The sequence below is a fragment of the Bradyrhizobium sp. DOA1 genome (assembly GCF_001593325.1).
In the GTDB taxonomy this organism is placed as follows: Bacteria; Pseudomonadota; Alphaproteobacteria; order Rhizobiales; family Xanthobacteraceae; genus Bradyrhizobium.
The window spans coordinates 2,573,144-2,598,931 of the sequence record NZ_JXJM01000001.1 but is presented as its reverse complement, the minus strand read 5'-3'; the positions used below and the strand labels follow the sequence as shown (position 1 = coordinate 2,598,931).

General features: G+C 64.4%; 29 protein-coding genes. 20 read left to right on the top strand and 9 right to left on the bottom strand.

Annotated elements, in window-relative coordinates; genetic code table 11:
- A partial coding sequence (locus tag SE91_RS12325) for a DNA-processing protein DprA (RefSeq protein WP_197489459.1) occupies positions 1-545 on the top strand: 545 nt, incomplete at its 5' end.
- Here SE91_RS12325 and SE91_RS12320 read toward each other — a convergent pair.
- Positions 542-964, bottom strand: coding sequence for a winged helix-turn-helix transcriptional regulator (locus tag SE91_RS12320; protein ID WP_061847789.1), 423 nt, complete (start codon positions 962-964; stop codon positions 542-544). The two genes, SE91_RS12325 and SE91_RS12320, sit on opposite strands and share 4 nt — an antisense overlap.
- Positions 965-1,047: 83 nt before the next feature.
- On the opposite strand from SE91_RS12320, the gene SE91_RS12315 reads away from it, so the two are divergent.
- Complete coding sequence (locus SE91_RS12315) at positions 1,048-1,656, top strand: FMN-dependent NADH-azoreductase (protein WP_061847788.1); 609 nt, start codon at positions 1,048-1,050, stop codon at positions 1,654-1,656.
- Between the two features lie 67 nt (positions 1,657-1,723).
- Here SE91_RS12315 and SE91_RS12310 read toward each other — a convergent pair whose 3' ends face one another.
- A complete protein-coding gene (locus SE91_RS12310; RefSeq protein WP_061847787.1) occupies positions 1,724-2,497 on the bottom strand; it encodes an SDR family oxidoreductase in 774 nt (257 codons plus the stop codon).
- A gap of 121 nt (positions 2,498-2,618) precedes the next feature.
- On the opposite strand from SE91_RS12310, the gene SE91_RS12305 reads away from it, so the two are divergent.
- A complete protein-coding gene (locus SE91_RS12305) occupies positions 2,619-3,086 on the top strand; it encodes a winged helix-turn-helix transcriptional regulator (protein ID WP_061851101.1) in 468 nt (155 codons plus the stop codon).
- A 287-nt stretch (positions 3,087-3,373) separates the two neighbouring features.
- On the opposite strand, the gene SE91_RS12300 is transcribed toward SE91_RS12305, so the two are convergent.
- Positions 3,374-3,559 (bottom strand): hypothetical protein, encoded by a 186-nt coding sequence (locus SE91_RS12300; RefSeq protein ID WP_245318439.1) that lies wholly within the window; start codon positions 3,557-3,559, stop codon positions 3,374-3,376.
- A 282-nt stretch (positions 3,560-3,841) separates the two neighbouring features.
- Between SE91_RS12300 and topA the strand changes: the two genes are divergently transcribed.
- From topA to rpmG, 6 genes are all read left to right on the top strand, one after another.
- Entirely contained in the window at positions 3,842-6,583 is a 2,742-nt protein-coding gene (gene topA / locus SE91_RS12295; protein ID WP_061847785.1) for a type I DNA topoisomerase, read from the top strand.
- A gap of 33 nt (positions 6,584-6,616) precedes the next feature.
- The gene (gene rnr / locus SE91_RS12290) at positions 6,617-8,977 is read left to right on the top strand and encodes a ribonuclease R (protein WP_061847784.1); all 2,361 of its coding nucleotides are present in this window, start codon (positions 6,617-6,619) and stop codon (positions 8,975-8,977) included.
- Entirely contained in the window at positions 8,971-9,411 is a 441-nt protein-coding gene (locus tag SE91_RS12285; protein WP_008548508.1) for a DUF983 domain-containing protein, read from the top strand. Before rnr ends, SE91_RS12285 begins: the two co-directional genes overlap by 7 nt.
- A 32-nt stretch (positions 9,412-9,443) precedes the next feature.
- Complete coding sequence (locus SE91_RS12280; RefSeq protein ID WP_061847783.1) at positions 9,444-10,196, top strand: NUDIX hydrolase; 753 nt, start codon at positions 9,444-9,446, stop codon at positions 10,194-10,196.
- Between the two features lie 233 nt (positions 10,197-10,429).
- Positions 10,430-11,755: an LLM class flavin-dependent oxidoreductase gene (locus SE91_RS12275; RefSeq protein WP_061847782.1), complete on the top strand. Its 1,326-nt coding sequence runs from the start codon at positions 10,430-10,432 to the stop codon at positions 11,753-11,755.
- A gap of 124 nt (positions 11,756-11,879) precedes the next feature.
- The gene (rpmG, locus tag SE91_RS12270; RefSeq protein ID WP_007603295.1) at positions 11,880-12,047 is read left to right on the top strand and encodes a 50S ribosomal protein L33; all 168 of its coding nucleotides are present in this window, start codon (positions 11,880-11,882) and stop codon (positions 12,045-12,047) included.
- A 118-nt stretch (positions 12,048-12,165) separates the two neighbouring features.
- On the opposite strand, the gene SE91_RS12265 is transcribed toward rpmG, so the two are convergent.
- Complete coding sequence (locus tag SE91_RS12265) at positions 12,166-13,962, bottom strand: winged helix-turn-helix domain-containing protein (RefSeq protein ID WP_061847781.1); 1,797 nt, start codon at positions 13,960-13,962, stop codon at positions 12,166-12,168.
- Positions 13,963-14,103: 141 nt separating this feature from the next.
- On the opposite strand from SE91_RS12265, the gene SE91_RS12260 reads away from it, so the two are divergent.
- From SE91_RS12260 to SE91_RS12230, 7 genes are all read left to right on the top strand, one after another.
- Positions 14,104-14,406 carry a nickel-binding protein gene (locus SE91_RS12260; RefSeq protein WP_061847780.1) on the top strand — a complete coding sequence of 101 codons (303 nt, stop codon included), beginning with the start codon at positions 14,104-14,106 and terminating at the stop codon, positions 14,404-14,406.
- Positions 14,407-14,824: 418 nt separating this feature from the next.
- Entirely contained in the window at positions 14,825-15,133 is a 309-nt protein-coding gene (locus SE91_RS37345) for a hypothetical protein (protein ID WP_061847779.1), read from the top strand.
- 119 nt (positions 15,134-15,252) lie between these two features.
- Positions 15,253-15,534: a hypothetical protein gene (locus tag SE91_RS12250; protein WP_061847778.1), complete on the top strand. Its 282-nt coding sequence runs from the start codon at positions 15,253-15,255 to the stop codon at positions 15,532-15,534.
- Between the two features lie 76 nt (positions 15,535-15,610).
- Positions 15,611-16,438, top strand: coding sequence for a class I SAM-dependent methyltransferase (locus SE91_RS12245; protein WP_061847777.1), 828 nt, complete (start codon positions 15,611-15,613; stop codon positions 16,436-16,438).
- A gap of 248 nt (positions 16,439-16,686) precedes the next feature.
- Entirely contained in the window at positions 16,687-17,910 is a 1,224-nt protein-coding gene (locus tag SE91_RS12240; protein ID WP_197489457.1) for an acyltransferase family protein, read from the top strand.
- 31 nt (positions 17,911-17,941) lie between these two features.
- A complete protein-coding gene (locus tag SE91_RS12235; RefSeq protein WP_245318437.1) occupies positions 17,942-18,262 on the top strand; it encodes a hypothetical protein in 321 nt (106 codons plus the stop codon).
- 65 nt (positions 18,263-18,327) lie between these two features.
- A complete protein-coding gene (locus SE91_RS12230; RefSeq protein WP_061847776.1) occupies positions 18,328-18,780 on the top strand; it encodes a hypothetical protein in 453 nt (150 codons plus the stop codon).
- Positions 18,781-18,820: 40 nt separating this feature from the next.
- Here SE91_RS12230 and SE91_RS12225 read toward each other — a convergent pair whose 3' ends face one another.
- Positions 18,821-20,059: an MFS transporter gene (locus SE91_RS12225; protein WP_061847775.1), complete on the bottom strand. Its 1,239-nt coding sequence runs from the start codon at positions 20,057-20,059 to the stop codon at positions 18,821-18,823.
- Positions 20,060-20,189: 130 nt separating this feature from the next.
- Between SE91_RS12225 and SE91_RS12220 the strand changes: the two genes are divergently transcribed.
- Complete coding sequence (locus tag SE91_RS12220; RefSeq protein WP_061851098.1) at positions 20,190-20,759, top strand: TetR/AcrR family transcriptional regulator; 570 nt, start codon at positions 20,190-20,192, stop codon at positions 20,757-20,759.
- A gap of 172 nt (positions 20,760-20,931) precedes the next feature.
- Here SE91_RS12220 and SE91_RS12215 read toward each other — a convergent pair whose 3' ends face one another.
- Positions 20,932-22,305 carry a PleD family two-component system response regulator gene (locus tag SE91_RS12215; RefSeq protein ID WP_061847774.1) on the bottom strand — a complete coding sequence of 458 codons (1,374 nt, stop codon included), beginning with the start codon at positions 22,303-22,305 and terminating at the stop codon, positions 20,932-20,934.
- 14 nt (positions 22,306-22,319) lie between these two features.
- Positions 22,320-22,685 carry a response regulator gene (locus SE91_RS12210; RefSeq protein WP_008566616.1) on the bottom strand — a complete coding sequence of 122 codons (366 nt, stop codon included), beginning with the start codon at positions 22,683-22,685 and terminating at the stop codon, positions 22,320-22,322.
- A 242-nt stretch (positions 22,686-22,927) separates the two neighbouring features.
- Between SE91_RS12210 and SE91_RS12205 the strand changes: the two genes are divergently transcribed.
- On the top strand, positions 22,928-23,239 hold the full coding sequence (locus tag SE91_RS12205) for a DUF3572 domain-containing protein (protein WP_061847773.1): 312 nt from the start codon (positions 22,928-22,930) through the stop codon (positions 23,237-23,239).
- On the top strand, positions 23,236-24,522 hold the full coding sequence (locus SE91_RS12200; RefSeq protein ID WP_061847772.1) for a DNA polymerase IV: 1,287 nt from the start codon (positions 23,236-23,238) through the stop codon (positions 24,520-24,522). The genes SE91_RS12205 and SE91_RS12200 overlap by 4 nt, the downstream gene beginning before the upstream one ends.
- 14 nt (positions 24,523-24,536) lie before the next feature.
- On the opposite strand, the gene SE91_RS37025 is transcribed toward SE91_RS12200, so the two are convergent.
- Positions 24,537-24,692, bottom strand: a complete 156-nt coding sequence (locus SE91_RS37025; RefSeq protein WP_008548553.1) for a hypothetical protein — start codon at positions 24,690-24,692, stop codon at positions 24,537-24,539.
- A gap of 198 nt (positions 24,693-24,890) precedes the next feature.
- On the opposite strand from SE91_RS37025, the gene SE91_RS12195 reads away from it, so the two are divergent.
- Positions 24,891-25,298, top strand: a complete 408-nt coding sequence (locus SE91_RS12195) for an ACT domain-containing protein (protein WP_061847771.1) — start codon at positions 24,891-24,893, stop codon at positions 25,296-25,298.
- A 7-nt stretch (positions 25,299-25,305) separates the two neighbouring features.
- Here SE91_RS12195 and SE91_RS12190 read toward each other — a convergent pair whose 3' ends face one another.
- Positions 25,306-25,707, bottom strand: coding sequence for a RidA family protein (locus SE91_RS12190; RefSeq protein ID WP_061847770.1), 402 nt, complete (start codon positions 25,705-25,707; stop codon positions 25,306-25,308).
- Positions 25,708-25,788: the final 81 nt, after the last annotated feature.

Sequence of the window (25,788 nt, the reverse complement as noted above, 5' to 3'; positions counted from 1 at the left end):
CATCGATCCTCGATCACGAGGGCGCTGCGATCTCCGAGATGCCGCTCGGCCATGAGCCCCGCGCCCGCGACTTCCCTCGCCGCAACCGATTGATCTCCGGCGCCTCGCTCGGCGTGGTCGTGGTGGAAGCCGCGCACCGCTCGGGCTCGCTGATCACCGCGCGCATGGCCGCCGAACAGGGCCGCGAGGTGTTTGCGGTGCCAGGCTCGCCGCTCGACCCGCGCGCCGCCGGCGCCAACGACCTAATCAAGCAGGGCGCGACGCTCGTCACGGAAGCCGCCGACATCGTCAATGCGGTTCAGCCGATCATGGAGCGCCCGCTGATGCATCCGGCTGAAGAGCCCGACAGCGAGCCGTTCGAGAGCGATCCGCAAGGCCATGACCGCGACCAGATCACCGGCCTGCTCGGCCCCGCGCCGATCTCCATCGACGACCTCGTGCGAATGTCCGGCGCCTCGCCCGCGATCGTGCGCACCGTGCTGCTGGAGCTCGAGCTCGCCGGCAGGCTCGAACGTCACGGCGGCGGGCTGGTGTCTCTCCTCTAAGTCTCGTTCCGCGCGTCGAACCGCGTCCGCGCCGTCGCGATCTGCTCCTGGTGTTTGATCGCCCACTCGCCGAGCGCTTTCACTGGCTCCTGAAGCCCACGGCCGAGATCGGTCAGCTCATAGTCCACGCGCGGCGGAATGGTCGGAAAGATCGTGCGCGTAACGAGGCCGTCGCGCTCCAGACCGCGCAGCGTCAGGGTCAGCATGCGCTGCGAGATGCCGTTGATCATGCGCTTGAGCTCATTGAAGCGCTTGGGCCCGTCGCTCAGCATCATGATGACGAACACGCTCCATTTGTCGCCAACGCGCGACAGCACGGAGGCGACCCCGCGGCAGTCCGCATGGTCGGGATGCGGCGCGGGATCGGGCCGCGGCGTGGCAGGGAAACTGATGTTCGCAGGTTTCAAAGATGTGCCCATGGCTCAAAAAAGTGCGTTCTTGCGAGGATTTCTATAGTCACTCATGTAGCGCTGGTTACAAACTTATACCAGGGTGACCCCAAATGAAACTCCTCCATCTCGACTCCAGCGTCCTCGGCCCCCACTCCGTCAGCCGGCAGGTCTCCGCCGCCATCGTCGACAGGCTCCGGCAGGCGACGCCCGGCCTCGATATCACCTATCGTGATCTGACTGAGACCCCGCTCGCCCATCTCTCCGGTTCGCACCTCGCAGCCGCGCAAGGCGCGCCCGCGCCAGCGGAACTTGCGCCCGACCTCGCTGCGAGCGCGGCTGCGCTGGATGAGTTCCTCGCTGCCGAGATCGTCGTGATCGGCGCGCCCATGTACAATTTCACCATTCCCAGCCAGCTCAAGGCCTGGATCGACCGCATCCTCGTTGCAGGCAAGACGTTCAGCTATGGTGCGAATGGGCCGCAGGGTCTTGCCGGCGGCAAGCGCGTGATCGTGGCCATCTCGCGCGGCGGCTATTACGGCGCGGAGACGCCATACGCGGCCGGCGAACATCTCGAAACCTATCTGCGCTGGGTGTTCGGCTTCATGGGTATCACCAACGTCGAATTCATTCCGGCCGACGGCATTCAGGTCGGGCCGGAGCACCGCGAAAAGGCGATCGCCGGCGCGCTCCAGTCCGCAACGAGCCTGCGGGCGGCCTAGCGTTCGCCACAGCTACTCGGTCGGGCGCAACGCGAATGTTGCGCCCGACCGGGTTTTGCTTAAGCGATCAGCCCCGATAGATCGGCGCCCCGCTCGGAGAGGCGACCGCGCCGCCGTCCACGAAGATCTCCTGGCCCTGCACATGGGCGGAATCATCGGAGGCAAGGAACAGCACCGTCCTGGCGACGTGATCGGTTTCGCCGATGCGACCGAGCGGCGTCGACAGGGCGATCCGTTTCTCGAACGCTTTCTCGGCCTCCGGCGTCGCAGTCGCGGGCCCCCAGATCGGCGTGCGGATCGCGCCGGGCGCAACGACGTTGACGCGGATGCCGCGCGGTGACAGCTCCGAGGCCATGATCCGCGCCATCGCGCGCACGCCCGCCTTCGCAGCGCCGTAAGCGGAATAGCCGGGAATGCCGAGCACCGAGATCACGGAGCCATTGAGGATGATCGAGGCATTGTCGTTGAGATGAGGCAGCGCGGCCTGAACGGTGAAGAACACGCCGGTGAGGTTGGTGCTGATGACCTTCTCGAACACCTCCAGCGTCGCCGATCCCAGCGGCGTGCCGCCGGCGATGCCGGCATTGGCGAACACGATGTCGAACTTGCCGAACTTTTCCGCGCCCTGCTTGATCGCAGCTTCCGTCGCGGCGATGTCGGTCGCGTCGGCAGCAAGCGCGAGCGCGTTCGGCCCAAGCTCTTTCGCGGCCGCGTCTAGCGTTTCCTTGTTGCGCCCGGTGATCACCACCTTGGCACCCTCCGCCACGAACAGTTTTGCCGTCGCGAGCCCGATGCCGCTGTTGCCGCCGGTGATCAGGGCCGTCTTGTTCTTCAGTCTCACGTTCGCCTCCAGTAGTTTCAAGATAAAACCAGATTGCCATCTAGGACATATGGTTTTATGATGCAACCACACAAGCGCGTGATTGCCGCCAAAGCCGTGCGAACGCGACAGGACGAAGGTGATGGTGAAACGAACGAGCTTCGAGGGTGACGCTTGCCCGATCGCGCGCTCACTGGACGCGCTTGGCGACTGGTGGTCGCTGCTGATCATCCGCGAGGCGCTCTTCGGCGTCCGGCGCTTCGGCGAGTTTCAGAACAAGCTCGGCATGGCCAAGAACATCCTATCAGTGCGCCTGCGCGCGCTGGTCGATCACGGCATCCTGGCAACCGCCCCCGCCTCCGACGGCAGCGCCTATTCTGAATATGTGCTGACGCCAAAGGGCCGCGGCACCTTCCCGATCCTCGTGGCCCTGCGGCAATGGAGCGAGGAGTTCGACGACCACCCGGAAGAGATCGCGACAATTCTGGTGGATCGCGAGAAAGGCCGCCCCGTGAAGAAGCTGGAAATGCGCGCCGAGGATGGCCGCCTGCTCAGCCCCGCGGACACCACGTTGAAGCCGCGGTCGGCACCGCGCAGACGGTCAGCTTGACGGAGCACGACTGCCACCACCCCGTCATTGCGAGCGCAGCGAAGCAATCCAGAGTCTTTCCGCGGAGGGATTCTGGATTGCTTCGCTACGCTCGCAATGACGAAGTTGAAGCAGAGCGCTCAGATCTAACCACCGTCACCCTGAGGCGCCGGAGCGAACCGGAGGCCTCGAAGGGCGACGGCCCGGCTGCATCACCGGGTCCGTTCATCCTTCGAGGCTCTCCACGCGCCGCTTCGCGTCGCATGTCTCGCACCTCAGGATGACGGGTGATATTGGCCCGGCGCCCCTCACGACAGCTTGCGCTTGGTCCGCAGCCGCAGATGCTCGTCGGCCTCGAGCTGGGTCATGCCCAATAAATAATGCAACACGGACAGCTTGTGGCGCTCGGCGAGCTGACGCAGGGCGGCCGACTGCTCGGCAATGAAGGCCACCGCCTCATCTGCCCCGCCTTCTCCCGGTTCCTCGTTGCGCAAGCGCCCTGACGCGCTTGCCGCGGCGCGCGCTCGCTTTTTTGCTGGCTTCGTCACCAGACCCCACCCCGAATCCATGCCCCGGGGAGACATTACGCCGACATCGGCCGCAACTCCAAGGTGGTGTTATGCAACTTTTTCGATATGAAACTTTTCCCATTGCGGCAGCTTTCAACACCCCTCGATTTGACAGGAACGGCCTCACCACCCATGTTCGGGTCGAAACGGCCGTCCCGAGTCCTTTCGATTTCGGCCCAAGATTTTCCCGTAAGTTACTGGAACTACATGAATATCGTTATTGTGGAGTCGCCGGCGAAAGCTAAGACGATCAACAAATATCTGGGCTCGTCCTACGAGGTCCTGGCGTCGTTCGGCCATGTCCGCGACCTCCCCGCCAAGAACGGCTCCGTCGATCCCGACGCCAATTTCAAGATGATCTGGGAGGTCGATCCCAAGGCCGCCGGCCGGCTGAACGATATCGCGAAGTCGCTGAAAGGTGCCGACCGCCTGATTCTCGCCACCGACCCCGACCGCGAGGGCGAGGCGATCTCCTGGCACGTGCTGGAGGTGATGAAGGAGAAGCGCGCGCTGAAGGACCAGAAGATTGAGCGCGTGGTGTTCAACGCCATCACCAAGCAGGCGGTTACGGACGCGATGAAGCATCCGCGCCAGATCGACGGCGCGCTGGTCGACGCCTATATGGCGCGCCGCGCGCTGGACTATCTGGTCGGCTTCACCCTCTCCCCCGTGCTGTGGCGCAAGCTCCCCGGCGCGCGCTCGGCCGGCCGCGTGCAGTCGGTCGCGCTGCGCCTCGTCTGCGACCGCGAGCTGGAGATCGAGAAATTCGTGCCGCGCGAATATTGGTCGCTGGTCGCGACGCTGCTGACGCCGCGAGGCGATGCCTTCGAGGCCCGCCTCGTCGGCGCCGACGGCAAGAAGATCCAGCGCCTCGACATCGGCACCGGCGCGGAAGCCGAGGACTTCAAGAAGGCGCTGGAAGCCGCCGCCTATGCCGTGACCGCGGTCGATGCCAAGCCGGCGCGGCGCAATCCGCAGGCGCCGTTCACCACCTCGACCCTCCAGCAGGAAGCCAGCCGCAAATACGGCTTTGCGCCCGCGCACACGATGCGCATCGCCCAGCGCCTCTATGAAGGCATCGACATCGGCGGCGAGACCACCGGACTCATTACTTATATGCGTACCGACGGCGTGCAGATCGCCCCTGAGGCCATCACCCAGGCGCGCAAGGTGATCGGCGAGGACTACGGCAACGCCTATGTGCCGGATGCGCCGCGCCAGTACCAGGCCAAGGCCAAGAACGCGCAGGAAGCGCACGAAGCGATCCGACCGACCGACATGTCGCGCCGTCCCGACAGCATGAGCCGCAAGCTCGATGCCGATCAGGCGAAACTGTACGAGCTGATCTGGAAGCGCACCATCGCGAGCCAGATGGAAGCGGCCGAGCTCGAGCGCACCACGGTCGACATCACCGCCAAAGCCGGCGGCCGTACGCTGGAGCTGCGCGCCACCGGCCAGGTCATCAAGTTCGACGGCTTCCTCGCGCTGTATCAGGAAGGCCGCGACGACGAGGAGGACGAGGATTCCCGCCGCCTGCCCGGCATGAGCGCCGGCGAAGCCTTGAAGCGGCAGTCGCTCGCCGTCACCCAGCATTTCACCGAGCCGCCGCCGCGCTTCTCCGAGGCTTCCCTCGTCAAGCGGATGGAAGAGCTCGGCATCGGCCGGCCCTCGACCTATGCCTCGATCCTGCAGGTGCTGAAGGACCGCGGCTACGTCAAGCTGGAGAAGAAGCGCCTGCATGGCGAGGACAAGGGCCGCGTCGTGGTCGCCTTCCTCGAAAGCTTCTTCAGCCGCTACGTCGAATACGACTTCACCGCGGGCCTGGAGGAGCAGCTCGACCGCATCTCCAACAACGAGATTTCCTGGCAGCAGGTGCTGAAGGATTTCTGGCGCGACTTCATCGGCGCCGTCGACGACATCAAGGATCTGCGCGTCGCGCAGGTGCTGGACGTGCTCGATGAGATGCTGGGGCCGCACATCTATCCGCCCCGCGCCGATGGCGGCGACGTCAGGCAATGCCCGAACTGCGGCACTGGTCGGCTGAACCTGAAGGCCGGCAAGTTCGGCGCCTTCGTCGGCTGCTCGAACTACCCGGAGTGCCGCTACACCCGCCAGCTCGCCGCCGACGGCGAGACGACCGCGGACCGTTCGCTCGGCCAGGATCCTGAGACGGGTCGCGATGTCTGGGTCAAGGCCGGCCGCTTCGGTCCCTATATCCAGCTCGGCGAGCCCAAGGATTACGAGGAAGGCGAGAAGCCCAAGCGCGCCGGCATCCCGAAGGGCACCTCGCCCAGCGATGTCGATCTCGAACTCGCGCTGAAGCTCTTGTCGCTGCCGCGTGAGATCGGCAAGCATCCGGAAACCGGTCAGCCGATCACCGCAGGTCTCGGCCGCTTCGGACCGTTCGTGAAGCACGAGAAGACCTATGCCAGCCTGGAGGCCGGCGACGAAGTCTTCGACATCGGCCTCAACCGTGCCGTGACGCTGATCGCAGAGAAGGTTGCGAAGGGCCCGAGCCGCCGCTTCGGCGCCGATCCCGGCAAGGCGATCGGCGATCACCCGAGCCTCGGCACGGTCACGGTGAAGAGCGGCCGCTACGGCGCCTATGTCACGGCAGGCGGTGTCAACGCGACGATCCCGGCCGAGTTCGAGAAGGACGCCATCACGCTGCCGCAGGCGATCGCACTGATCGACGAGCGCGCGGCGAAAGGCGGCGGCAAGACCAAGGCCAAGAAGGCCGCCAAGCCCGCCAAGGCCAAGAAGAAGGCTACGGACGGCGAGGATGCCGCGCCAAAGCCGAAGAAGCCGGCCGCGAAGAAAGCGGCGACCAAATCCAAAACCGAATCCACCAGCAAGGCGCGCGCCGCCGTGCCGTCGACTGCAAAGACGTCGCCGACCAAGAGCGCCGCCACCAAGGCTCCGGCCAAGAAGAGTGCCGGCAAGACTTGAAGAACAAGACTTGAGTTCAGAATTAGAGGTTAAGTGAAACCAAAGAAAGACCGTGGCTTTCCCGACAGGCAAGCCATCGTCGCCTTCATCAAGGCAAATCATGGAAAGGCGGGAACGCGCGAAATCGCACGCGAGTTCGGCCTGAAGAACGCCGATCGCGCCGAGCTCAGGCGCATGCTGCGCGAGCTCGCCGACGACGGCATCATCAAGAAAAAGCGCCACAAGGTCTCCGAGCCGGACACGCTCCCGCCAACGCTGCTCGCCGACATCACCGGGCGCGACAGCGACGGCGAATTGATCGCCTCCCCCGCCGAATGGGACGAGGTCGAGAGCGGCGAGCCGCCGAAAATCCTGATCGAGATGCCGCGCCGGCCGAAGCCCGGCACCGCCGCCGGCGTCGGCGACCGCGCGCTGCTGCGCGTCGAGCGCTCGGACGAGGACGAAGGTCCGGCCTGGCGCGGCCGCATCATCAAGGTCATCGACAAGGCCAAGAGCCGCATCCTCGGCGTCTTCCGCAGCCTTCCCGAAGGCGGCGGGCGGCTCGTCCCCGTCGACAAGAAGTTCGCCGACCGCGAACTGAACATCGCCAAGACCGACACGGGCGGCGCACAGGACGGCGACCTCGTCAGTGTCGACCTCGTCCGCTCGCGCGGCTTTGGCCTCGCTTCGGGCCGAGTCAAAGAGAAGCTCGGCTCGGTCAAGTCCGAGAAAGCGATCAGCCTGATCGCGATCTACGCGCACGAGATCCCCTTGCAATTCTCCTCCGCCGCCGAGCGCGAGGCGGAGGCGGCAGAGCCAGCGAACCTGAAAGGCCGCGAGGACTGGCGCGACGTGCCGCTCGTCACCATCGATCCGCCGGATGCAAAGGATCACGACGATGCGGTCCATGCCGAGCCCGACCCTGATCCCAACAACAAGGGCGGCTTCATCGTCAACGTCGCCATCGCCGATGTCAGCTTCTATGTGCGTCCGGGCAGCGCGCTCGACCGCGATGCGCTCGATCGCGGCAACTCGGTCTATTTCCCGGACCGTGTCGTGCCGATGCTGCCCGAGCGCATCTCGAACAATCTCTGCTCACTGGTGCCGGGCGAGCCGCGCGGCGCCCTCGCGGTGCGCATGGTGCTCGGCTCCGACGGCCGCAAGCGCTCGCATACGTTCCACCGCATCCTGATGCGTTCGGCGGCGAAGCTCGCTTACGCGCAGGCCCAGGCCGCGATCGATGGACGACCGGATGACACCACCGGCCCCCTGCTCGATCCGATCCTGAGGCCGCTCTATGCCGCTTACGCCTGCGCCAAGCGCGCCCGCGACGAGCGCGACCCGCTCAATCTCGATCTGCCCGAGCGCAAGATCCTGCTCAAAAGCGACGGCACGGTCGACCGCGTCGTGGTGCCTGAAAGGCTCGACGCGCACAAGTTGATCGAGGAATTCATGATCCTCGCCAACGTCGCGGCTGCCGAGACGCTGGAGAAGAAATCGCTGCCGCTGATCTATCGCGTGCATGACGAGCCGACGCTGGAGAAGGTCCACGCGCTCTCCGAGTTCCTGGAGACGCTCGACATTCCCTTCACCAAATCGGGCGCGCTACGCCCGACGCTGTTCAACCGCGTGCTGGCTCAGCTCGAAGGCCACGATTATTACCCGCTGGTGAGCGAGGTCGTGCTGCGCGCCCAGGCGCAGGCGGAGTATTCGTCCGAGAATTACGGGCACTTCGGCCTGAATTTGCGCCGCTACGCGCATTTCACCTCGCCGATCCGTCGCTATGCCGACCTCGTCGTGCACCGCGCGCTGGTCCGTGCGCTCGGGCTCGGCGAAGGTGCCCTGCCCGACAGCGAGACGCCGGAATCGCTCGGCGAAGTCGCGGCGCATATCTCCCTGACCGAGCGGCGCGCCATGAAGGCCGAGCGCGAGACCGTCGACCGCCTGATCGCGCATCATCTTGCCGATCGCATCGGCGCCAGCTTCCAGGGCCGCGTCTCCGGCGTCACCCGCGCCGGCCTGTTCGTCAAGCTGAGTGAGACCGGCGCCGACGGATTGATCCCGATCCGATCCCTCGGCACGGAATATTTCAACTATGACGAGGGCCGACATGCCCTGGTCGGCACACGCAGCGGCACGATGTATCAGCTCGGTGACGTCGTGGACGTCCGTCTGATCGAAGCAGCTCCCATCGCAGGCGCGCTGCGCTTCGAGCTGCTGTCGTCCGAGAGCGACAGCTCACCGCGCGAACGCCGGCAGTTCCGCCCGCAGCGCAAATCGTCCAAGCCGCATCCCGGTCGCAGCCCAGAGAGAAAACGCAAGCCGGAGAAGCCGAAATCCGGCAAGGCAAAGAAGGGCCGAGACAAGGGCAAAGGGAAAAACAAGGGAAAAAGCAAGAAGGGCAAGGCGTGGTGACGATGAGCACGGCCCCGAAGATCTGGACGCGCGAGACCGGCCTCGTCGAGAAGCGCGACGTCTGGACCGCAATGATACGCGGCTTCCGCGGCCGCTGCCCGCGCTGCGGCGAGGGCAAGCTGTTTCGCGCCTTCCTGAAGACGGCGGACAATTGTGCCGAATGCGGCCTCGATTTCACGCCGCATCGCGCCGACGATCTGCCCGCCTATCTCGTCATTGTCATCGTCGGCCATGTCGTGGTGCCGGCCATTCTCTGGATCGAGACCAACTACACCACGCCTGTCTGGCTCAGCTTCGTGGCCTATCTGCCCTTCACCTTCGTCGCCTCGCTCGCGTTGTTGCAGCCGGTGAAGGGAGCTGTGGTCGGCTTGCAATGGGCTCTGCGCATGCATGGGTTTGACGAGAACCCTCCCGATGGTATTCCGCCGGTGTAGGCAAAATAAGCAAGAACAGTTCGGGTGAGGACATGACGGATATTTCGCAGGCCGAGGAGAAGACAAAAGTTCACGAGGAGAAGGAAGCCGACCACCATCCCTATTTTCGCCCGAGGGATGCTGCGACGCTGATCCTTGTCGATCGCAGCGGCTCCGTTCCGAAAGTGCTGGTCGGCAAGCGCCACGACAAGGTGGTGTTCATGCCCGGGAAATTCGTCTTTCCGGGCGGTCGCGTCGACAAGGCCGATTATCGCGTGCCCTGCGCCGCCCCCATCACCGCGGAGCTGGAAACCAATCTCGCCAAAGGCAGCCCGAAGACGCCGGCCTCGCGTGCGAAGTCGCTCGCGATTGCCGCGATCCGCGAGGCCTGCGAGGAGACGGGCCTGTGCCTCGGCCGCAGGGCGGAAGGCAAGGTGCCGAAGCTCGATGGCCCCTGGAAGCCGTTCGCCGATGCCGGCCTCTTGCCCGATCCCTCCGGCCTGTTCCTGATCGCGCGCGCGATCACCCCGCCCGGCCGCGTCAAGCGCTTCGACACGCGCTTCTTCACCGCGGATGCCTCCGCGATCACCCACCGGGTCGACGGCGTGATCCATGCCGACGCCGAACTGGTCGAGCTGGTTTGGGTCGAGCTCGGCTCGAAGCCGCTCGCCGATCTGCATCCGATGACGCGCAACGTGCTCAACGAGCTCGATAGCCGCCTTGCCACGGGCCCGCTTCGTCACGATGCGCCGGTGCCGTTCTTTCATTTCTACGGCGGCAAGATGCAGAAGGATATTTTGGGCTGACGCTGCGGAGCCAAGCCCTCATCTCGTCATTCCGTGGCGCGCCGCTTGGCGCGAGCCCGGAATCCATAACCACCATCGGGAGTATGGATTCCGGGCTCGCCGCTCCGCGGCGCCCCGGAATGACGTGCTGAGAGATCTGCGAAAAACAAAATAATCTTCCCGCCGCCCCCGATGGCGGAGTTCCCCTTCATGCCTATGTTTTCCCGAGCGTCACCAAGAACGGACACCGGGCGATGGCACAACGGCAACTCAAGCTTGGCGCGTTCATGCGCCCGATCAGCATCCACACCGGCGCCTGGCGCTATCCCGGGGCCTGGCCCGACGCCAATTTCAACTTTGGTCACATCAAGCAGCTGATCCGGAAGCTCGAGGCCGGCAAGTTCGACGCCTTCTTCATGGCCGATCACCTTGCCGTGCTGAACATGCCGATCAACGCGCTCAAGCGCAGCCACACCGTGACCTCGTTCGAGCCGTTCACGCTGCTGTCGGCGCTCTCGGCCGTCACCGAGCGCATCGGCCTGATCGCCACGGGATCGACCACGTTCGACGAGCCTTATCACGTCGCGCGGCGCTTCGCCTCGCTCGACCATCTCAGCGGCGGCCGCGCGGGCTGGAACATCGTCACCACGTCGAATCCGGACGCCGCACTTAACTTCGGCCTCGACGATCACATGGAGCATGCCGAGCGCTACAAGCGCGCGCGAGAGTTCTACGACGTCGTCACCGGTCTCTGGGACTCCTTTGCCGACGACGCCTTCGTGCGCGATGTCGAGAGCGGGCTGTTCTTCGATCCCGCCAAGATGCACACGCTCGACCACAACGGCAAATATCTGAAGGTGCGCGGCCCTCTCAACATCGCCCGCCCCGTGCAGGGCTGGCCGGTGATCGTGCAGGCCGGCGCGTCGGAGGACGGCAAGCAGCTCGCGGCGGAGACGGCGGAAGCCGTGTTCACCGGCGGCGGCAGCCTCGCGGACGGACAGAAGCTCTACGCCGACATCAAGGGCCGCATGGAGAAGATCGGCCGCGACCCCGAGCATCTGAAGATCCTGCCCGGCGCCTTTGTCGTGGTCGGCGACAGCGTCGACGAAGCCAAGGAAAAGCGTGCGCTGCTCGACAGCCGCGTACATTACGACAGCGCCATCGCCTCGCTCTCGGTCATCCTCGGTACCGATGCCTCCGGCTTCGATCCCGACGGGCCCCTGCCCGATATCCCCGAGACCAATGCCAGCAAGAGCGGCCGCCAGCGCCTGGTCGATCTCGCCGCGCGCGAAAAACTCACCGTGCGCCAGCTCGCCCAGCGCGTCGGCGGCTATGGCGGGCTGTCCTTCGTCGGCACGCCCAAGACCATCGCCGACCAGATGGAGGAGTGGCTGGTCGGGCGCGGCTCCGACGGCTTCAACATCATGTTCCCGTTCCTGCCCGCCGGCCTCGACGATTTCGTCGACAAGGTCGTGCCGGAGCTCCAACGCAGGGGAATCTTCCGCAAAGAGTATGAAGGGCCCACTTTGAGGGAGAATCTGGGCCTGCCGCGGCCGAAAAACCGGTTCTTCGAGGCGTGATCGGGCCGATTTGAGCGGTTTTTCTGCCCGAATTCCTTGACTTCCAGCCGTTTCTGGCTAGGTTGCCGGCCAACGCGGGCCGTTTGGCCGGCTCCAGATTCCCCGATATTCTGAGGTTCAGAACATGGCCAAAGCGGTCACCATCAAGGTCAAGCTCGTGTCCTCGGCCGACACCGGCTTCTACTACGTCGCCAAGAAGAATTCGCGCACCATGACCGACAAGCTGGTCAAGAAGAAGTACGACCCGGTCGCGCGCAAGCACGTCGAATTCCGCGAAGCCAAGATCAAGTAAGATCGGCGCAGCGTCGAAGAGTTTTGCGGGGCCCTTACGGGCCCCGTTTCCATTGACGGCTGGCGGATGTCTGCCATCGTATGAGGATAGTTTGTCCACTGTCCGCGGAAGTCGGCAATCAGCTGGCCAGAAAGTTCTCGTTTCTCAGCGCCAGGATGTCTCTCGCCAGAGCTGCGCAACCGGCTTGAAGCTTGTGCGAACCGATCTCGGCTGCGACCAATTGCGCGGCCTGAACTTCCGCCCGTGCGCCCCGAAGGTCGCCGCCTTGCATCTGGAGCCTCGCGATCTGCAGCCTCAACCGCACCGCCTGATATTTTCCCTCGACGCTCGACCAGAGTTGCCGCGCAAGATGAAGATGCCGCACAGCTGTCGCGCGACCCTGCTGGGCCAACGCGAGGATCGCCTGCGCCTCATTCGTGAGCGCGCGGATGGAAGGTAGCGGCCATCGATCCGCCTCTCCCGACAGCTCGTTGATCAGCTCTGCCGCCTGGTCGTTCCGGCCGGTATGCGCCGCAAGCAGCGCCAGGTGCGCCAGCAAGATCCCGCGCCGCTGCAACGTCCACCAGGCCTTGCCGATCAGGCTTCTCTCGAGGCCCGCATAGGCCGCTTCAGCCTCGCCGCGCTCCAGCAGCAGCATCGCGCGTCCCGGCTCGGGACACCAGCCGAGCGAGTATGCCTTGTCATAGGCCTCAAGGGCCTCTTCGTCGTTGCCGATCGCAGTCTGGACGTCACCGAGCACGCGATGAGCATCGCCAAGCGCCCAGGACGCCTTTGCTGACAACCTCTCAAGGGCATCCTCGATCCGGGCCAAAGCCTCGCCGAGCGAGCCTCGGATGCCCAACACTTCGGAACGGTGGAGCTGGCACCAGCCGGTCAGCTCCATGCCGCTTTCGGAGCAAAAGCTCTGATAGCCGCGCGTCCATTGATCGGCGCGAGCCCAGTCACCGAACATCCGCGCTGACCACAAGACGTTGCAGTAGAGGATGCCGCCCGTCACGGGATCCAGCTCGTTGCTGGCCAGCGCAAGCGTGGCGGCCTGGTCCTGATCCGTCAGCCCGGCCTGCGTATCTCCGAGACAGAGGCGATAGAAACCGCGAAAGGCGAGACTTAGCGCTTCCGCCACCACGGCATCGCTGTGACGAACAGTGGTGTAGGCGGCCTCAGCCAGAGCGAGCGCCTCTTCGGGCTCTCCTTCGAAAGCCGCCACCTTGGACTTCATCCACAAGACCATGGCGGTTGCGCCCGGGATGGCAATCTCGGATGCCCAGTCTTCGGCGCGAGCGACCCAGGCCTTTCCGATCGCCACCTGTGCGCGGTCGAAATAGAGGTCGGACAACATGATCGCGTCCGTGACGGCCTGGGCGAGATCGCCGGCGCTCGCGCGCACATTGACCGCCCGCGACAGCACGGCAATGGCCTCGTCGGGCTCGCCCAGACACTGAAGGGCGAGAGCCCATTGATGCAGGTCTTCGCCGTCCAGCAGGCCCTTGGCATCCGCCGCTTCGAAGAGGCTGCACGCTTCCCGCCACGACCGGGCGGCGATGGCGGCTCGACCACGCGCAGGGATGTCGGAGGCAGCGCCCAGTTGCGGATCGGACATCGCCTGACGTTCGGCTTCGCCATCGATGCAGAAGCGATATCCCTTGCCCGGCACGTTCCGGACCGCGCTCTCTATGCCGCCTTGGCGCAGAACGGCACGGAGCGCGCTCACGGCGCGCTGCAATGAATTGTCGGTCACTATGACGCTGGGCCAGACGGCGTCCAGCAGTTCCTCTTTCGAGACCACACGGCTGGTGTTGCGAAGGAGATGGACCAGCAGGTCGAACACCCGCGGCTGCAACTGGACCTCACGCCCCGCGCAGGTGACGACGCGGCTCGCTTCGTCGAGCTCGAACGGTCCAAACTTCCAGGCCATGTCTCTGGGTCTGTAGAGGGCGGAAAAGGTTCAGCCAAAGACCAGGAAATGGTCAGGGCGCCGTCAGGACGGTCAGCGCCATGGATCCTATAGCTCGGGTGAGGCCGGCGATGACCGCGGCCAAACTCGAGGAGAGGACAAATGGAACTCTACGTCATTCGCCGTCCGAGCGCATGGGCAGACCTCAAGGCGCTCGAAGCCGCCGGCGCGAAGTCGGCCCAAGTCGGCAACGAGCAGATGCCCGACCGCGTCAGGTGGATCCGCAGCTACGTCGTGCATGAGGCTGACGGCCGCATCGGCACCTTCTGCATCTACGAGGCGCGCGACGCCGAGTCCATCCGCGAACACGCCGGCCGCGTCGGCATGCCCGGCGAGGAATTCTATGAGGTCGCCACCACAGTCGTCGTGCGCAGCGACCCTCCAAAGGCACAAGCGGCGGAATAGCCGGAACTCCCAACGGCCGGACCATGGCGGAGGAAAACGCCGCCAGAGCCGGACAATCGAAGGAATACGTCATGTCCATCGTCACAACCCACCCCCGGGCCACAGGGCTGTCTACTCATCGAACCGTCTTGCTCCTTCTCGCGAAGATCAGGCGCGCGGTGAACGGATGGGTTGCCATTTACATCGCGCGCCATGAGCACCGGGCGATGACGTGGGCGATGCACATGATGAACGAGCGTCAGCTCGGGGCATCGGCGTGCGTCGTCACGCAGATCACGAGCCAACGAGTCGGAGTGATGTCCAAGACGAAGGCTCACTCCCAAAGGTCGCACGCCAGTGATGGCAACGTACCACCCATCAACAATCCAGCCAAAACCATGGAGAAAACAATGTCCCCGCCCGCTACCCCCGCTTCACGTTGTCACTGGCGGCCTTTGCAGTCGCCGCACTGGGCGGGTTCGAAGCCGCCGAGGCCAAGCCGATGAGCTGCTCGATCAAGCAGAGCTACTGCAACGAACGCTGTGTCCTGAACAATTCGGGTGAACAGATCGGAGCCTGCATCAAGCGAAACTGCGATCGCCAGTTCAACAACTGCATGTCGGACTCGTCCGGCGGCGGTGATCGCGGCGGCGCCGGTGGCGGCCGCGGCGGCGGCGGGGGTGGCGGCGGGGGTAGCGGCAAGAGCAGCGGCAAGCCCATCGTGCGCGATCACCGCGGTCGCGGATAACAGCAACACAGATCAACGAGTTCGGCGGCACGCCATGTTCCGCCAAGCCAACTCGCGGCGCACGCAATTTGCGCGTTCGCCGGCGGAGTACCCCCTGTCCTCAAACCCAAGAGAAAATTATGAAGTCCTTCCTGAAGTCCGGCGTCCTCACTTTCGGCATCGTCGGAGTCATCCTGACCTCGCTTGCTCCCGCCTCGGCGGAGCGTGTTGTCCGCGACCACCGCGACACCCCCGTCGTTCGTGATCACCGCGACAACGCACCCGTGGTTCGTGACCACCGCGCCGATCCTCCGCGTCAGGCGACGCAGGGCGGCGTCACCGTCACCAGCCGCCCGCGTCCGCCGAAATGCCTCGGCAATCTCTGCGGCAAGAAAATCTGCATCGGACCGCTGTGCACGTGACCAAGCCAAATCCTGCCGGTGACGTTTCTCGTCACCGGCAGCCAAATTCCCCCATCCACCCCCCAAGGAGAAAATCATGAACATCCAATCCTCGCCCCCCGTGACAGACCTTTCCGCCGTCAAGGCGCGCCAGCAGGCCGCCTGGAGCTCCGGCGATTATGCCATCGTCGGCACTACCCTTCAGATCGTCGGTGAATCGCTTTGCGAAGCGCTCGACCTCCAGGCCGGCCAGCGCGTCCTCGACGTTGCCGCCGGCAACGGCAATGCCACCCTTGCGGCCGCGCGCCGCTTCGCCGACGTCGTCTCGACAGACTATGTCGGCGCCCTGCTCGAACGCGGCCGGGAACGCGCCGCCGCCGAGCGCCTCGCCGTCACCTTTCAGGAGGCGGATGCTGAAAAGCTGCCCTTCGCCGATGCCGGATTCGACGTCGTGCTGTCGACCTTCGGCGTGATGTTCACACCGGACCAGCAGCAAGCGGCCAGCGAGATGCTGCGTGTATGCCGGCCCGGCGGTAAGATCGGCCTCGCCAATTGGACGCCGGAAGGCTTCATCGGCCAGCTGTTCAAGACCATCGGCAAATATGTCCCGCCCGCGCCCGGCGTGAAGTCGCCTGCTCTCTGGGGCACCAAGGCGCGTCTCGACGTGCTGTTCGGCACCCAGGCGACCGTCGACGCGCAGAGCAGGCATTTCGCGTTTCGTTACAAGTCTCCCGAGCACATGGTGAACGTCTTCCGCACCTATTACGGCCCGGTTCTGAAGGCCTTTGCCGCGATCGATCCAAGCTCGCAGCAGGCGCTGGAGGCGGACATTCTCGCTCTGATCGGAAAGTTCAACGTTGCCAGACAAGGCACGGTGGTCATTCCGAGCGAATATTTGGAGGTCGTCGTCACTAGCAAGGTTTGAGGTCAATCACTACGCTGCACCGGCTCCAGTCCGGTGCAGCGTCTCGTTTTGCCCTTCGGCTCGTCGCAGCGCACTGAATAAGTCCCTGCGCTGCGTCGGTATGGGGCCGGTATGGGGGCCGTGGATCGCGTAACTTGCGGCAAATCGAGCAATTCAAAGCAGCAACGCAAGTGTGACTCACGTCGCAGAGCACCATGACCGGCCTCGGTATTTCCAGCAGGATCGTTTCATGAATCTGGTCCATTGCCGTGAAAAGCCATTTGCCCCTGCTGGATCCGCTCCGCTTCGCCGCCGCGCTCGGCGTTGCCATTTTTCACCAGATGTTCTGGTCCTGGGCCTGGGTCTCGGTCGGCGTTCCGGGTTTCGAACGCCACGTCGCCGCTGATGTCCTCTACCCCTCCGCCGCGTCCTACTCCTGGTTCGGCTGGGTCGGCGTCGAGATATTCTTCGTCATTTCCGGTTTCGTTATCGCGAATTCTGCGATCCAATCCTCGCCGGGTGCGTTTCTTCTCGGCCGCGCGCTGCGGCTCTATCCGGCGGTCTGGGTCTGCGCCACCGCGACCCTCCTGGTCTTGCTGATGTTCGGAAGCGGCCCGGCCTCCGAGTTCATCCTGCCTTACATCCACGCCATGCTGATGGTGCCCAAGGGAGTCATCGGCGACTGGCTGGACGAGGTCTATTGGACGCTGGCGGCCGAGATGGCGTTTTATGGTCTCGTGTTCTGCGCGATGCTCACGAAGGAGATCACGCTGCGACACCTGGCCTTCGGCCTCACCATCTACAGCGCCATCTTCAACGCGGTCGCGCTCGCAGTGCTGTCATGCACGACACCATCCGACTTGCCCTACCTCGTCATTCTGATGTTCCGGGTGCCGTGCGCGGCCTTCCTGCTAACGCATGGTTGCTTCTTTGCACTCGGCATCTGGCTGTTCATTCTGTCGAACAGGCAATTGACTGCGCTCGAGCAGGTCGCCGTCGCCGTCACCTGTCTTTCAGGCGCGGCTGAAATCTACTTCTTCGCCTCCTTCCTCTTGACGTCGGTGCCCGCCATCGCCGATCAATCAGCCTTGGTGCCGATCATGGTCTGGGCGGCCGCGGTGCTGCTCATTGCTCTTGCCGCAATCCGGAAGCGCCAGTCAGCCGGCATCGCCTCCCCTGAGGCACCGGCCTATTTGAGGACGCTAGGGCTGATCACCTATCCGCTCTATCTCACCCACAACGTCATCGGCGCTGCGATCATTCGTGCCCTCATCGATGCAGGCGTCGATGCCACCTCGGCCCTTTGGATCGCGTTGGGCATGCTCGTCCTGGTCTGCTGGTTCATCTGCGCCAAGATCGAGCCGGCCGTCAGGTCTGCGCTGCTGCAAGTCGTCGCTCGTTTCGCAAAACTGCCGCAGAAGCGGCCGGCGTTGCGGCGCCCGGTCCTGGCCCGCGGGCTGCGTCTCCGGCTGCCAGTTGCGGTGGCTCGATGATTTCTCGGCAAGGCTAAGATCGGAAGAGGCAATGGATACGATCACGAAGATATTCCTCGGCCCAGCAGCTGCTTGGACAGCCAAGGTCGGCATTGCAGGTCTGCTGTCCGTTGGACTTGGCATCTATTGGCTTATCAACAAGCGGGCCAGATTGAGAGACCTGGCCGAGTTGAGAAGGAAGCTCGCCGAGCTGAGGCCGTCCGATCCCGAATACGGCGCCGTCAGGGCACTGTACACATCGATGGTGGTCGATGCCGAGCGCTGGAGCTTTTTCCATTCTGGCTCTGGGGACGATAGAGGCAGCGACGGCGATCATGCTGCCGATGGCGGCTCTGGCGGCGGCAATCACTGATCGTCTATCCTGGCGGATAAGCCGACGTTAGGGTCAAAAAAGTCATCGCCGTGCCGACAACAACGTTGCGGATCTATGATTATCGCGGCACCGGAGCGCTGGCGCTCGATCTACGCGACCTTCTCGACCTGCTCGCCCCACGTTCACGCGAAGCGAATTGGACGGTGTCGACCGTCAGACTGCATCACCCGGTGCTTGGCTCCATTGATGAATTCATGGTGACAGGCCCCGGCGATCAAGGCGAAGACCAGCTGGAGCAGTTCGCAGCCGATGGTTTATCGGTCAGCGGCGCTGAACTCGCGGATGCCGCCCATGTCACGCGGCAGGTCATTTGGGGGCAATTCACTGCGACCCTGCCGGAACAGCGCGACGCATGGGTCGTTATCCGCGCGATCGACAGCACGTTCTACGAGATCACGTCGTCGGACGAAGCGGTCCTCAACGCGATTCAATCGACTTACATGGATGTCAGAGTTGCGCCGGGCCCTGCGACTTTAGATCCAATCGAGCGCATCTGAAAAGGGAGATAAGGGACGAGCGCGAAAAGCAACCCCCCGCCTACGCCGCCTTCAACACCGGTGTCGGCGGCTGCGACGGCCTGATCAGCGCGAACGCCACCTGCACGATGCCGCCGGCAAGTCCAAGCGCCACGCCGATGCGCCAGGCCATCGTGTACGAACCCAGCGCGTCATAGAGCAGCCCTCCTCCATACGCGCCGAGGAAGCTGCCGATCTGGTGGCTCATGAAGGCGAGGCCCTGGATCATCGCCTGCCAGCGCAGGCCGAACATCTCGGCGACGGCGCCCGCAACCAGCGGCCCGACGCCCATCCAGAGGAATCCCATGATCGCGCCGAACAGCAGCGTCGAGAACGGGCTCGCGGGCAGCATGAAGTACCAGGCGAGCGCGAGCGAGCGCAGGATGTAGATGCCGCCGAGCAGCGCCAGCTTATTCCAGCGCTGGCCGGCCCAGCCGAAGAACAGCGAGCCGAGCACGTTGAAGCCGCCGATCATGCCGAGGGTCTGCGCGCTCAGCATCGGATCGAGGCCGCAGATCGCGAGATACGACGGCAGATGCGTGGTGAGGAACACGAGTTGCATGCCGCAGACGAGATAGGCGCAGGTCATCACCACGAAGGAGGCATTGCCGAACGCGGTTTTCGCCGCGGCTGCGGCCGTGGCATCGTCGATCTCGTCGGCGGCCGGCTTCGGCAGCGGGATCTTGTCGACGCGCCCCGCGTACCACGCGGCCGGAATCATCAGCACCGACATGATGACGAAGCCGGCAAGGCCAATGCGCCAGCCAAAACCCTCGTTGAGCATCTGCCCGACCGGCGCCGACAGCAGCGCGCCCAGCGAGCCCGCGCCGGAGACGATCCCGAGCACGGTCGAGCGCACCGTTGCGGGCACCGCGCGCGCCGCAACCGACATTGCGATCGCCGCCGCGGTGCAGGCGAGCGAGGTGCCGATCAGCACGCCACCGCCGATCATGATGCTGACGAGCCCGTTCGCGGTCGCCATCAGCGCCAGCCCCGCGATGTACATCAGCGCGCCCACGATCATGATCGGACGGAAGCCATAGCGCGCGGTCAGCGCGCCCGCGGGCGGCTGCAGGAAGCCCCAGGCGAGATTTTGCACGGCCAGCGCCAGCGTGAAATCCGAGATCGAGATGTGGATGTCCTGCGTCAGCGGCTGCATGAAGATGCCGAGCGACTGCCGCAAACCCATGCTCAGCGTCAGCATGATCGAAGCGCCGATCAGGATGGGCAAGGTCGGACGCAGGACCTGCAACAGGGGCATTTTTCTTCTCCCTTTTGGGCGCGGCACGCGTGCCGACGTCTGCTCTTGCCGTTGATTTTGGTTACACAGACCTGTGTACTTAGGCTATGATTGCCGGGTGCTGTCAAGCAAACAGGACGCGTGCCGCCGCATGGCTCCCCCGCCCAAACCACAGACGATGAAAGAGCGGATCCTTCAGACCGCCGACAAGCTGTTCTATCTGCAGGGGATTCGCGCCATCGGCGTCGACACCATTGCGGCCGAGATCGGCATCTCCAAGCGCACGCTCTACAACCATTTCCCGTCCAAGGACGCTCTGATCGCAGCCTATCTCGAGCGCCGCTTCGTTCATGCGCCCGCTTCGGACAAGCCCGCCGCCGAGCAGATCCTTGCGACATTCGATTCGCTAGAGCGCCGTTTTGCCGCAAAAGACTTCCGCGGATGCCCGTTCGTGAATGCAGTCGCCGAACTCGGCCCTGCCGACCGCGCCGTGAAGAAGATCGCCATCGCCTTCAAGGAAAGCCGCCGCCTCTGGTTTCGCGATCGGCTCAACGACCTCGGCGTTGCCGATGCGGAGGCGCTGGCGACGCAGCTCGTGCTGCTGGTCGACGGCTCGATCGCACAGGACCTCGTCCGCGACGATCCCGCGATGGCGCGCGCCGCCAAGGAAGCGGCGAAAGTGCTGCTAAGGAATGCGGGGGTGGATGTGGGAAGCCGGTGACGAGCAGCGCGAGGTCCACTGCGCGATCCTGCCAATATGCTTCTGTTTTGCCCGACAGGTCAAATGACGCCGCTGCTGGGGCACGCCGTCGTGCGACCCGCATAAGCCATTGATTCCGCTATCACCGGCTACTGTGCATGGGGTTGTTTTCGCCGCTTTACGCCGCGGCGGCTCACGCCGCGTGCGACACCACGCGGTTGCGGCCGTCGTGTTTGGCGCGATACAGCGCGGTGTCGGCTCGCTTGAGGACGTCGGCGACCGCCTCGCCCTTCTGCTCCAGCGTGGTCAGGCCGATCGAGATCGTGACCTCGATGCGCTTTGCGCCCTTGTGGATCGAGAACGGCTCGCCGGCGATCGAGCGGCGCAGGCGCTCGGCGACCATGCCGGCGACATGCAGATCGGTCTCCGGCATCACGATGACGAACTCCTCGCCGCCGTAGCGGCAGGCCAGATCGATGCCGCGGATCGACTTGCGCACGCGCACCGCGAATTCGCGCAGCACGTCGTCGCCGGCGTCGTGGCCGTAATTGTCGTTGATCGACTTGAAGTAGTCGATGTCCAGGATCATCAGCGCCAGCGGCTTGCCGCGCGTCGCAGCCTGCTCGGCGAGCGTCGCCAGATGGCTCTCCATGTAGCGGCGATTGTGCAGGCCGGTGAGCGCGTCGGTGATCGCCATCTCGATCGAGTTCTGCACATTGTCGCGCAGATGGTCGGTGTAGCGGCGGCGGCGGATCTGGGTGCGCGCCCGCGCCAAGAGCTCGCTCTTGTCGATCGGACGCAGCAGATAGTCATTGACGCCGATCTCGAGGCCGCGCAACAGCCGCGTCGAGTTCTCGGGGTCGGCGATCGCCAGGATCGGCACGTGGCGCGTGCGCTCCAGCGAGCGGGCCTGGCTGCAGAGCCTGAGGCCATCGAAATTGTTGAGGTCGAGCGAGACGATCAGGAGGTCGTAATTGCCCTCGGCAGCGTGGAACAGCGCCTCGGTCGGGTTCGGCTCGACGTCGATGGTGTGCTCGGCGGCGAGGATCGTCGCCAGCCGCTCATAGGAGGACTCGCGGTCGTCGACCAGCAGGATGCGGCCGCCCTTGCCGGTGTCGGCGACCGCACTGCGCTCGGGCGCCTGCATGCCGATCTCGAGCGAGGTGATGGCGCGCATGCGCAGCTCGTCGGTCATCATCTTCAGCCGCGTGAGCGAGCGCACGCGCGCGATCAGTACGACGTCGGAGACAGGCTTCGTCAGGAAATCGTCGGCGCCGGCTTCTAGCCCGCGGTTGCGGTCGGACGGGCTGTCGAGCGCGGTGACCATCACGACGGGGATGTGATGCGTGGCCGGGTCGGTCTTGAGGCGACGGCAGACTTCGAAGCCGTCCATGTCGGGCATCATCACGTCCAGCAGGATGATGTCGCATTCGGCGCGGCGGCTGATCGCCAGCGCCTCGGTGCCGTTCGCGGCGGTCATCACGTCGAAATATTCGGCGGACAGGCGGGCTTCGAGGAGTTTGACGTTGGCAGGAACGTCATCGACAACCAGGATACGCGCGGACACTGTGAACTCACTTCCTATCCGATGAAACGCCGGACCGTCTCTATGAATTTGCCGACCGAGATCGGCTTGGACAAATAAGCCTCGCAGCCGCCCTCGCGGATGCGCTCTTCGTCGCCCTTCATCGCGAACGCCGTGACCGCGACGACGGGAATGGCACGCAGCTCCGGATCGTCCTTGATCCAGCGCGTCACCTCGAGTCCCGAGACCTGCGGCAGCTGGATGTCCATCAGCACGAGGTCGGGCCGCATCTTGCGCACGAGGTCGAGCGCCTCGTAGCCGTTGCTGGTGCCGGAGGTCTGGTAGCCGTGCGCCTCCAACAGGTCGCGGAAGAGCTTCATGTTGAGCTCGTTGTCTTCCACGATCAGGACGGTCTTAGCCATCCCGCCCTCCTGATTGGTCCGAAGGACCGGTCCATGTAACGCCTCAGGCGCCGCTCTCCGGCGCTTCGAAAACTGGATTCAAACTAGCCTCAGATTCGCTCTAGTTTCGTTAAACCCGAGGGCCGACTTTCGGCGATGTGGTTTCCAGTTGCTTGTCGGGGGTCACAAGACTCAAGGCGAAGACTCGGGCATGATGATTCCAAAGTAGACACTGAAAGTTAACGGAAAGGCAAACCGGCCCCGTGAAAAAGCCTGTTCACAACCCTCGCGAAGTTGCTGAAATCGTTGCGATTCAGGCCCTGTCCTTTGTCGCGAGCGAGCCCGAGCGGCTGGGCCTGTTCCTGGCCGAGACAGGGGTCGGTCCGGAAACCCTGCGCAATGCCGCCTCCGACCCCAACTTCCTGCTCAGCGTGCTCGATTTCGTGCTGCGGGGTGACGACACCGTGAAGACTTTTGCGACGGCCGCGGAACTGCATCCGACCAACGTTGCCGCAGCGCGGCAGGTCCTCGGCGACGCGCTCGGCGACCCCACCTGGGAGCGCGACGTGCCGTGACCAGTCTGGAGGCGGCCGGGCCCCGCTGCTTCTGCCGGGACTGTCTGGCCGATCTGGATATGGGCGTGCGGCGCTGTTCCGCCTGCGGATCCCCGCGCCTCGTCCGCCACCGCGCACTCGCGGGCCTGACCATCGCCCATATCGACTGCGACGCCTTCTATGCGACGGTCGAGAAGCGCGACAATCCTGACATCGCCGACAAGCCGGTCATCATCGGCGGCGGCAAGCGCGGCGTGGTGTCGGCCGCCTGCTATATCGCCCGCACCTATGGCGTGCGCTCGGCCATGCCGATGTTTAAGGCGTTGGACGCCTGCCCGCATGCGATCGTGATACCGCCCGACATCGCAAAATACGTCCGGGTCGGCCGCGAGGTGCGCCAGGCCATGCAGGCGCTGACGCCGCTGGTGGAGCCGCTCTCGATCGACGAGGCCTTCCTCGACCTCTCCGGCACCGAGCGGGTTCACGGCATGATCCCGGCAAAGGTGCTGGCGCGCTTTGCCCGCAACGTCGAGCGCGACATCGGCATCACCGTCTCGGTCGGCCTGTCCTGCAACAAGTTCCTGGCCAAGATCGCCTCCGACCTCGACAAGCCGCGGGGCTTTGCCGCGCTCGACCAGGAGGAGGCCCGTTTGATGCTCGCGGAAAAGCCGGTCGGCTTCATCTTCGGCGTCGGCCCGGCCACGCAGGAGCGCCTCGTGCAGCGCGGCTTCCGTGTCATCGCGGATCTGCAGAAGGCCGACGAGATCGAGATGATGCGGCAGTTTCCGAGCGACGGCCGCAGGCTATGGCGGCTCGCGCGCGGCATCGACGACCGCCGCGTCGAGCCGGATCGCGGCGCCAAGACGATTTCCAGCGAAACGACGTTCGAGACGGACATCCGCGATTTCGCGACGCTGGAGAAGATCCTGTGGCGACTGTGCGAGAAGACGTCATCACGGCTCAAAAGCAGCGAGCTTGCGGGCTCGACCGTCACCTTGAAGCTGAAGACCGCCGATTTCCGCCAGCGCACGCGCTCGCAGTCGATCGCCGCGCCGACGCAGCTTGCCGCCAAGATCTTCTCGATCTGCCGCGAGATGCTGGCGAAGGAGATCGACGGCACCGCCTTCCGCCTGATGGGCGCCGGCGTCAGCGCACTGCGCGACGGCTCGGCGAGCGACGACACCGACATGCTCGAGCGCCGCGCCGCCCATGCCGAACGCGCGGTCGACAGCCTGCGCAAGAAGTTCGGCAGCGCCGCGGTGATCCGCGGCATTTCGTATGAGGGGCCGAAGGCGCAGGAGTGATCTGTCCTGCTCACTCAGTCACGTTCGAATATCCGGGCACCCGGATAGGCGCGCCTGGCATACTGAACGACCAACTGCCGATCCTGGGTTTCCAGAAACGGCGTTCGGATCTGACAAGACCCGACGATGAGGTGCCACAAGCCGTTGAGCTTTCGAATGACGACGTTCATTTGAGCTGCCTCGCAGTGACCCGAGTGGACTCAAATTGTAAGAATCTCCCGCCGTCGCTCAATTGTACCAGCGTAAGATCCGGATATGAGAAGGATTGGAGGAGATATACAAAGGTATGTTGGTTGTGGCTTCAACAGCCGCTGGCCCGATAGCTTCGCAGGGACGCAAACGATCTTACCGGTTCGGAGGCTGGCGCCGTGACGGGCGAACGCGATCTCGACGCACTGCTGAGGGACATGAAGCCGGAGATCCTGGACGGCATCTTCGTGTTTTGCACGCTTGCGCCGAGTGCGAGCATTCCAGCCACCGTCAACCCGATGCTGACGTTCCGCGAACGCGAAGGAACAACGCTGGTGATACTGCGGAAGGAAGCCGAACGTGCCGGCCTCCGCCATGAATATCCCTCGCGTTTGATCACCTTGTCAGTTCACTCCGCGCTCGACGCGATCGGCTTTCTGGCGGCGATCACGGCGCGGCTAGCCGAAGCCGGCATCAGCGTGAATGCCGTTTCGGCCCTCTATCACGATCATCTGTTTGTGCCGGCGGCACGGGCCGACGAGGCGATGGCCATTCTGCTAGAGATGGCCAAAGCCGGGTCGGCTTAGCTCGCGTTCAATCCGCGACCGCGATCGCCTCGATCTCGATCAGCCATTCCGGCGCCGCGAGCGCAGAGACACCGACGAGCGTGGAAGCCGGCGGCTCCATGCCTTCGAAGAAGGCCGAGCGGGCCTTGCCGATGATGGGGCGCAGCTCCGGCTTGTAGTTCACCACGAAGGTCGTGATCTTCACGATGTTGGAATAGCTCGCCCCCGCCGCCTTCAGCGCGAGCCCGAGATTGTGCATCACTTGTGTGGTCTGCGCGGCAATATCGCCCTCGCCTACGATACGTCCCTCCTCGTCGGTCGAGACCTGGCCGGAGATGTAGATGGTCCGCGCGCCGGAAGCGGTGACGACATGGGAATAGGCGGGATTGTGATGCAGGCCGCTGGGGTGGAGATGATCGAGCTTCGGCATGGGTTGCCTCCCGGATGTTTGTAGTTGGGAGGAGCGTAGCTGGAGAGCGAGCGGAGAGCCAGCCCCGTCATTGCGAGGAGC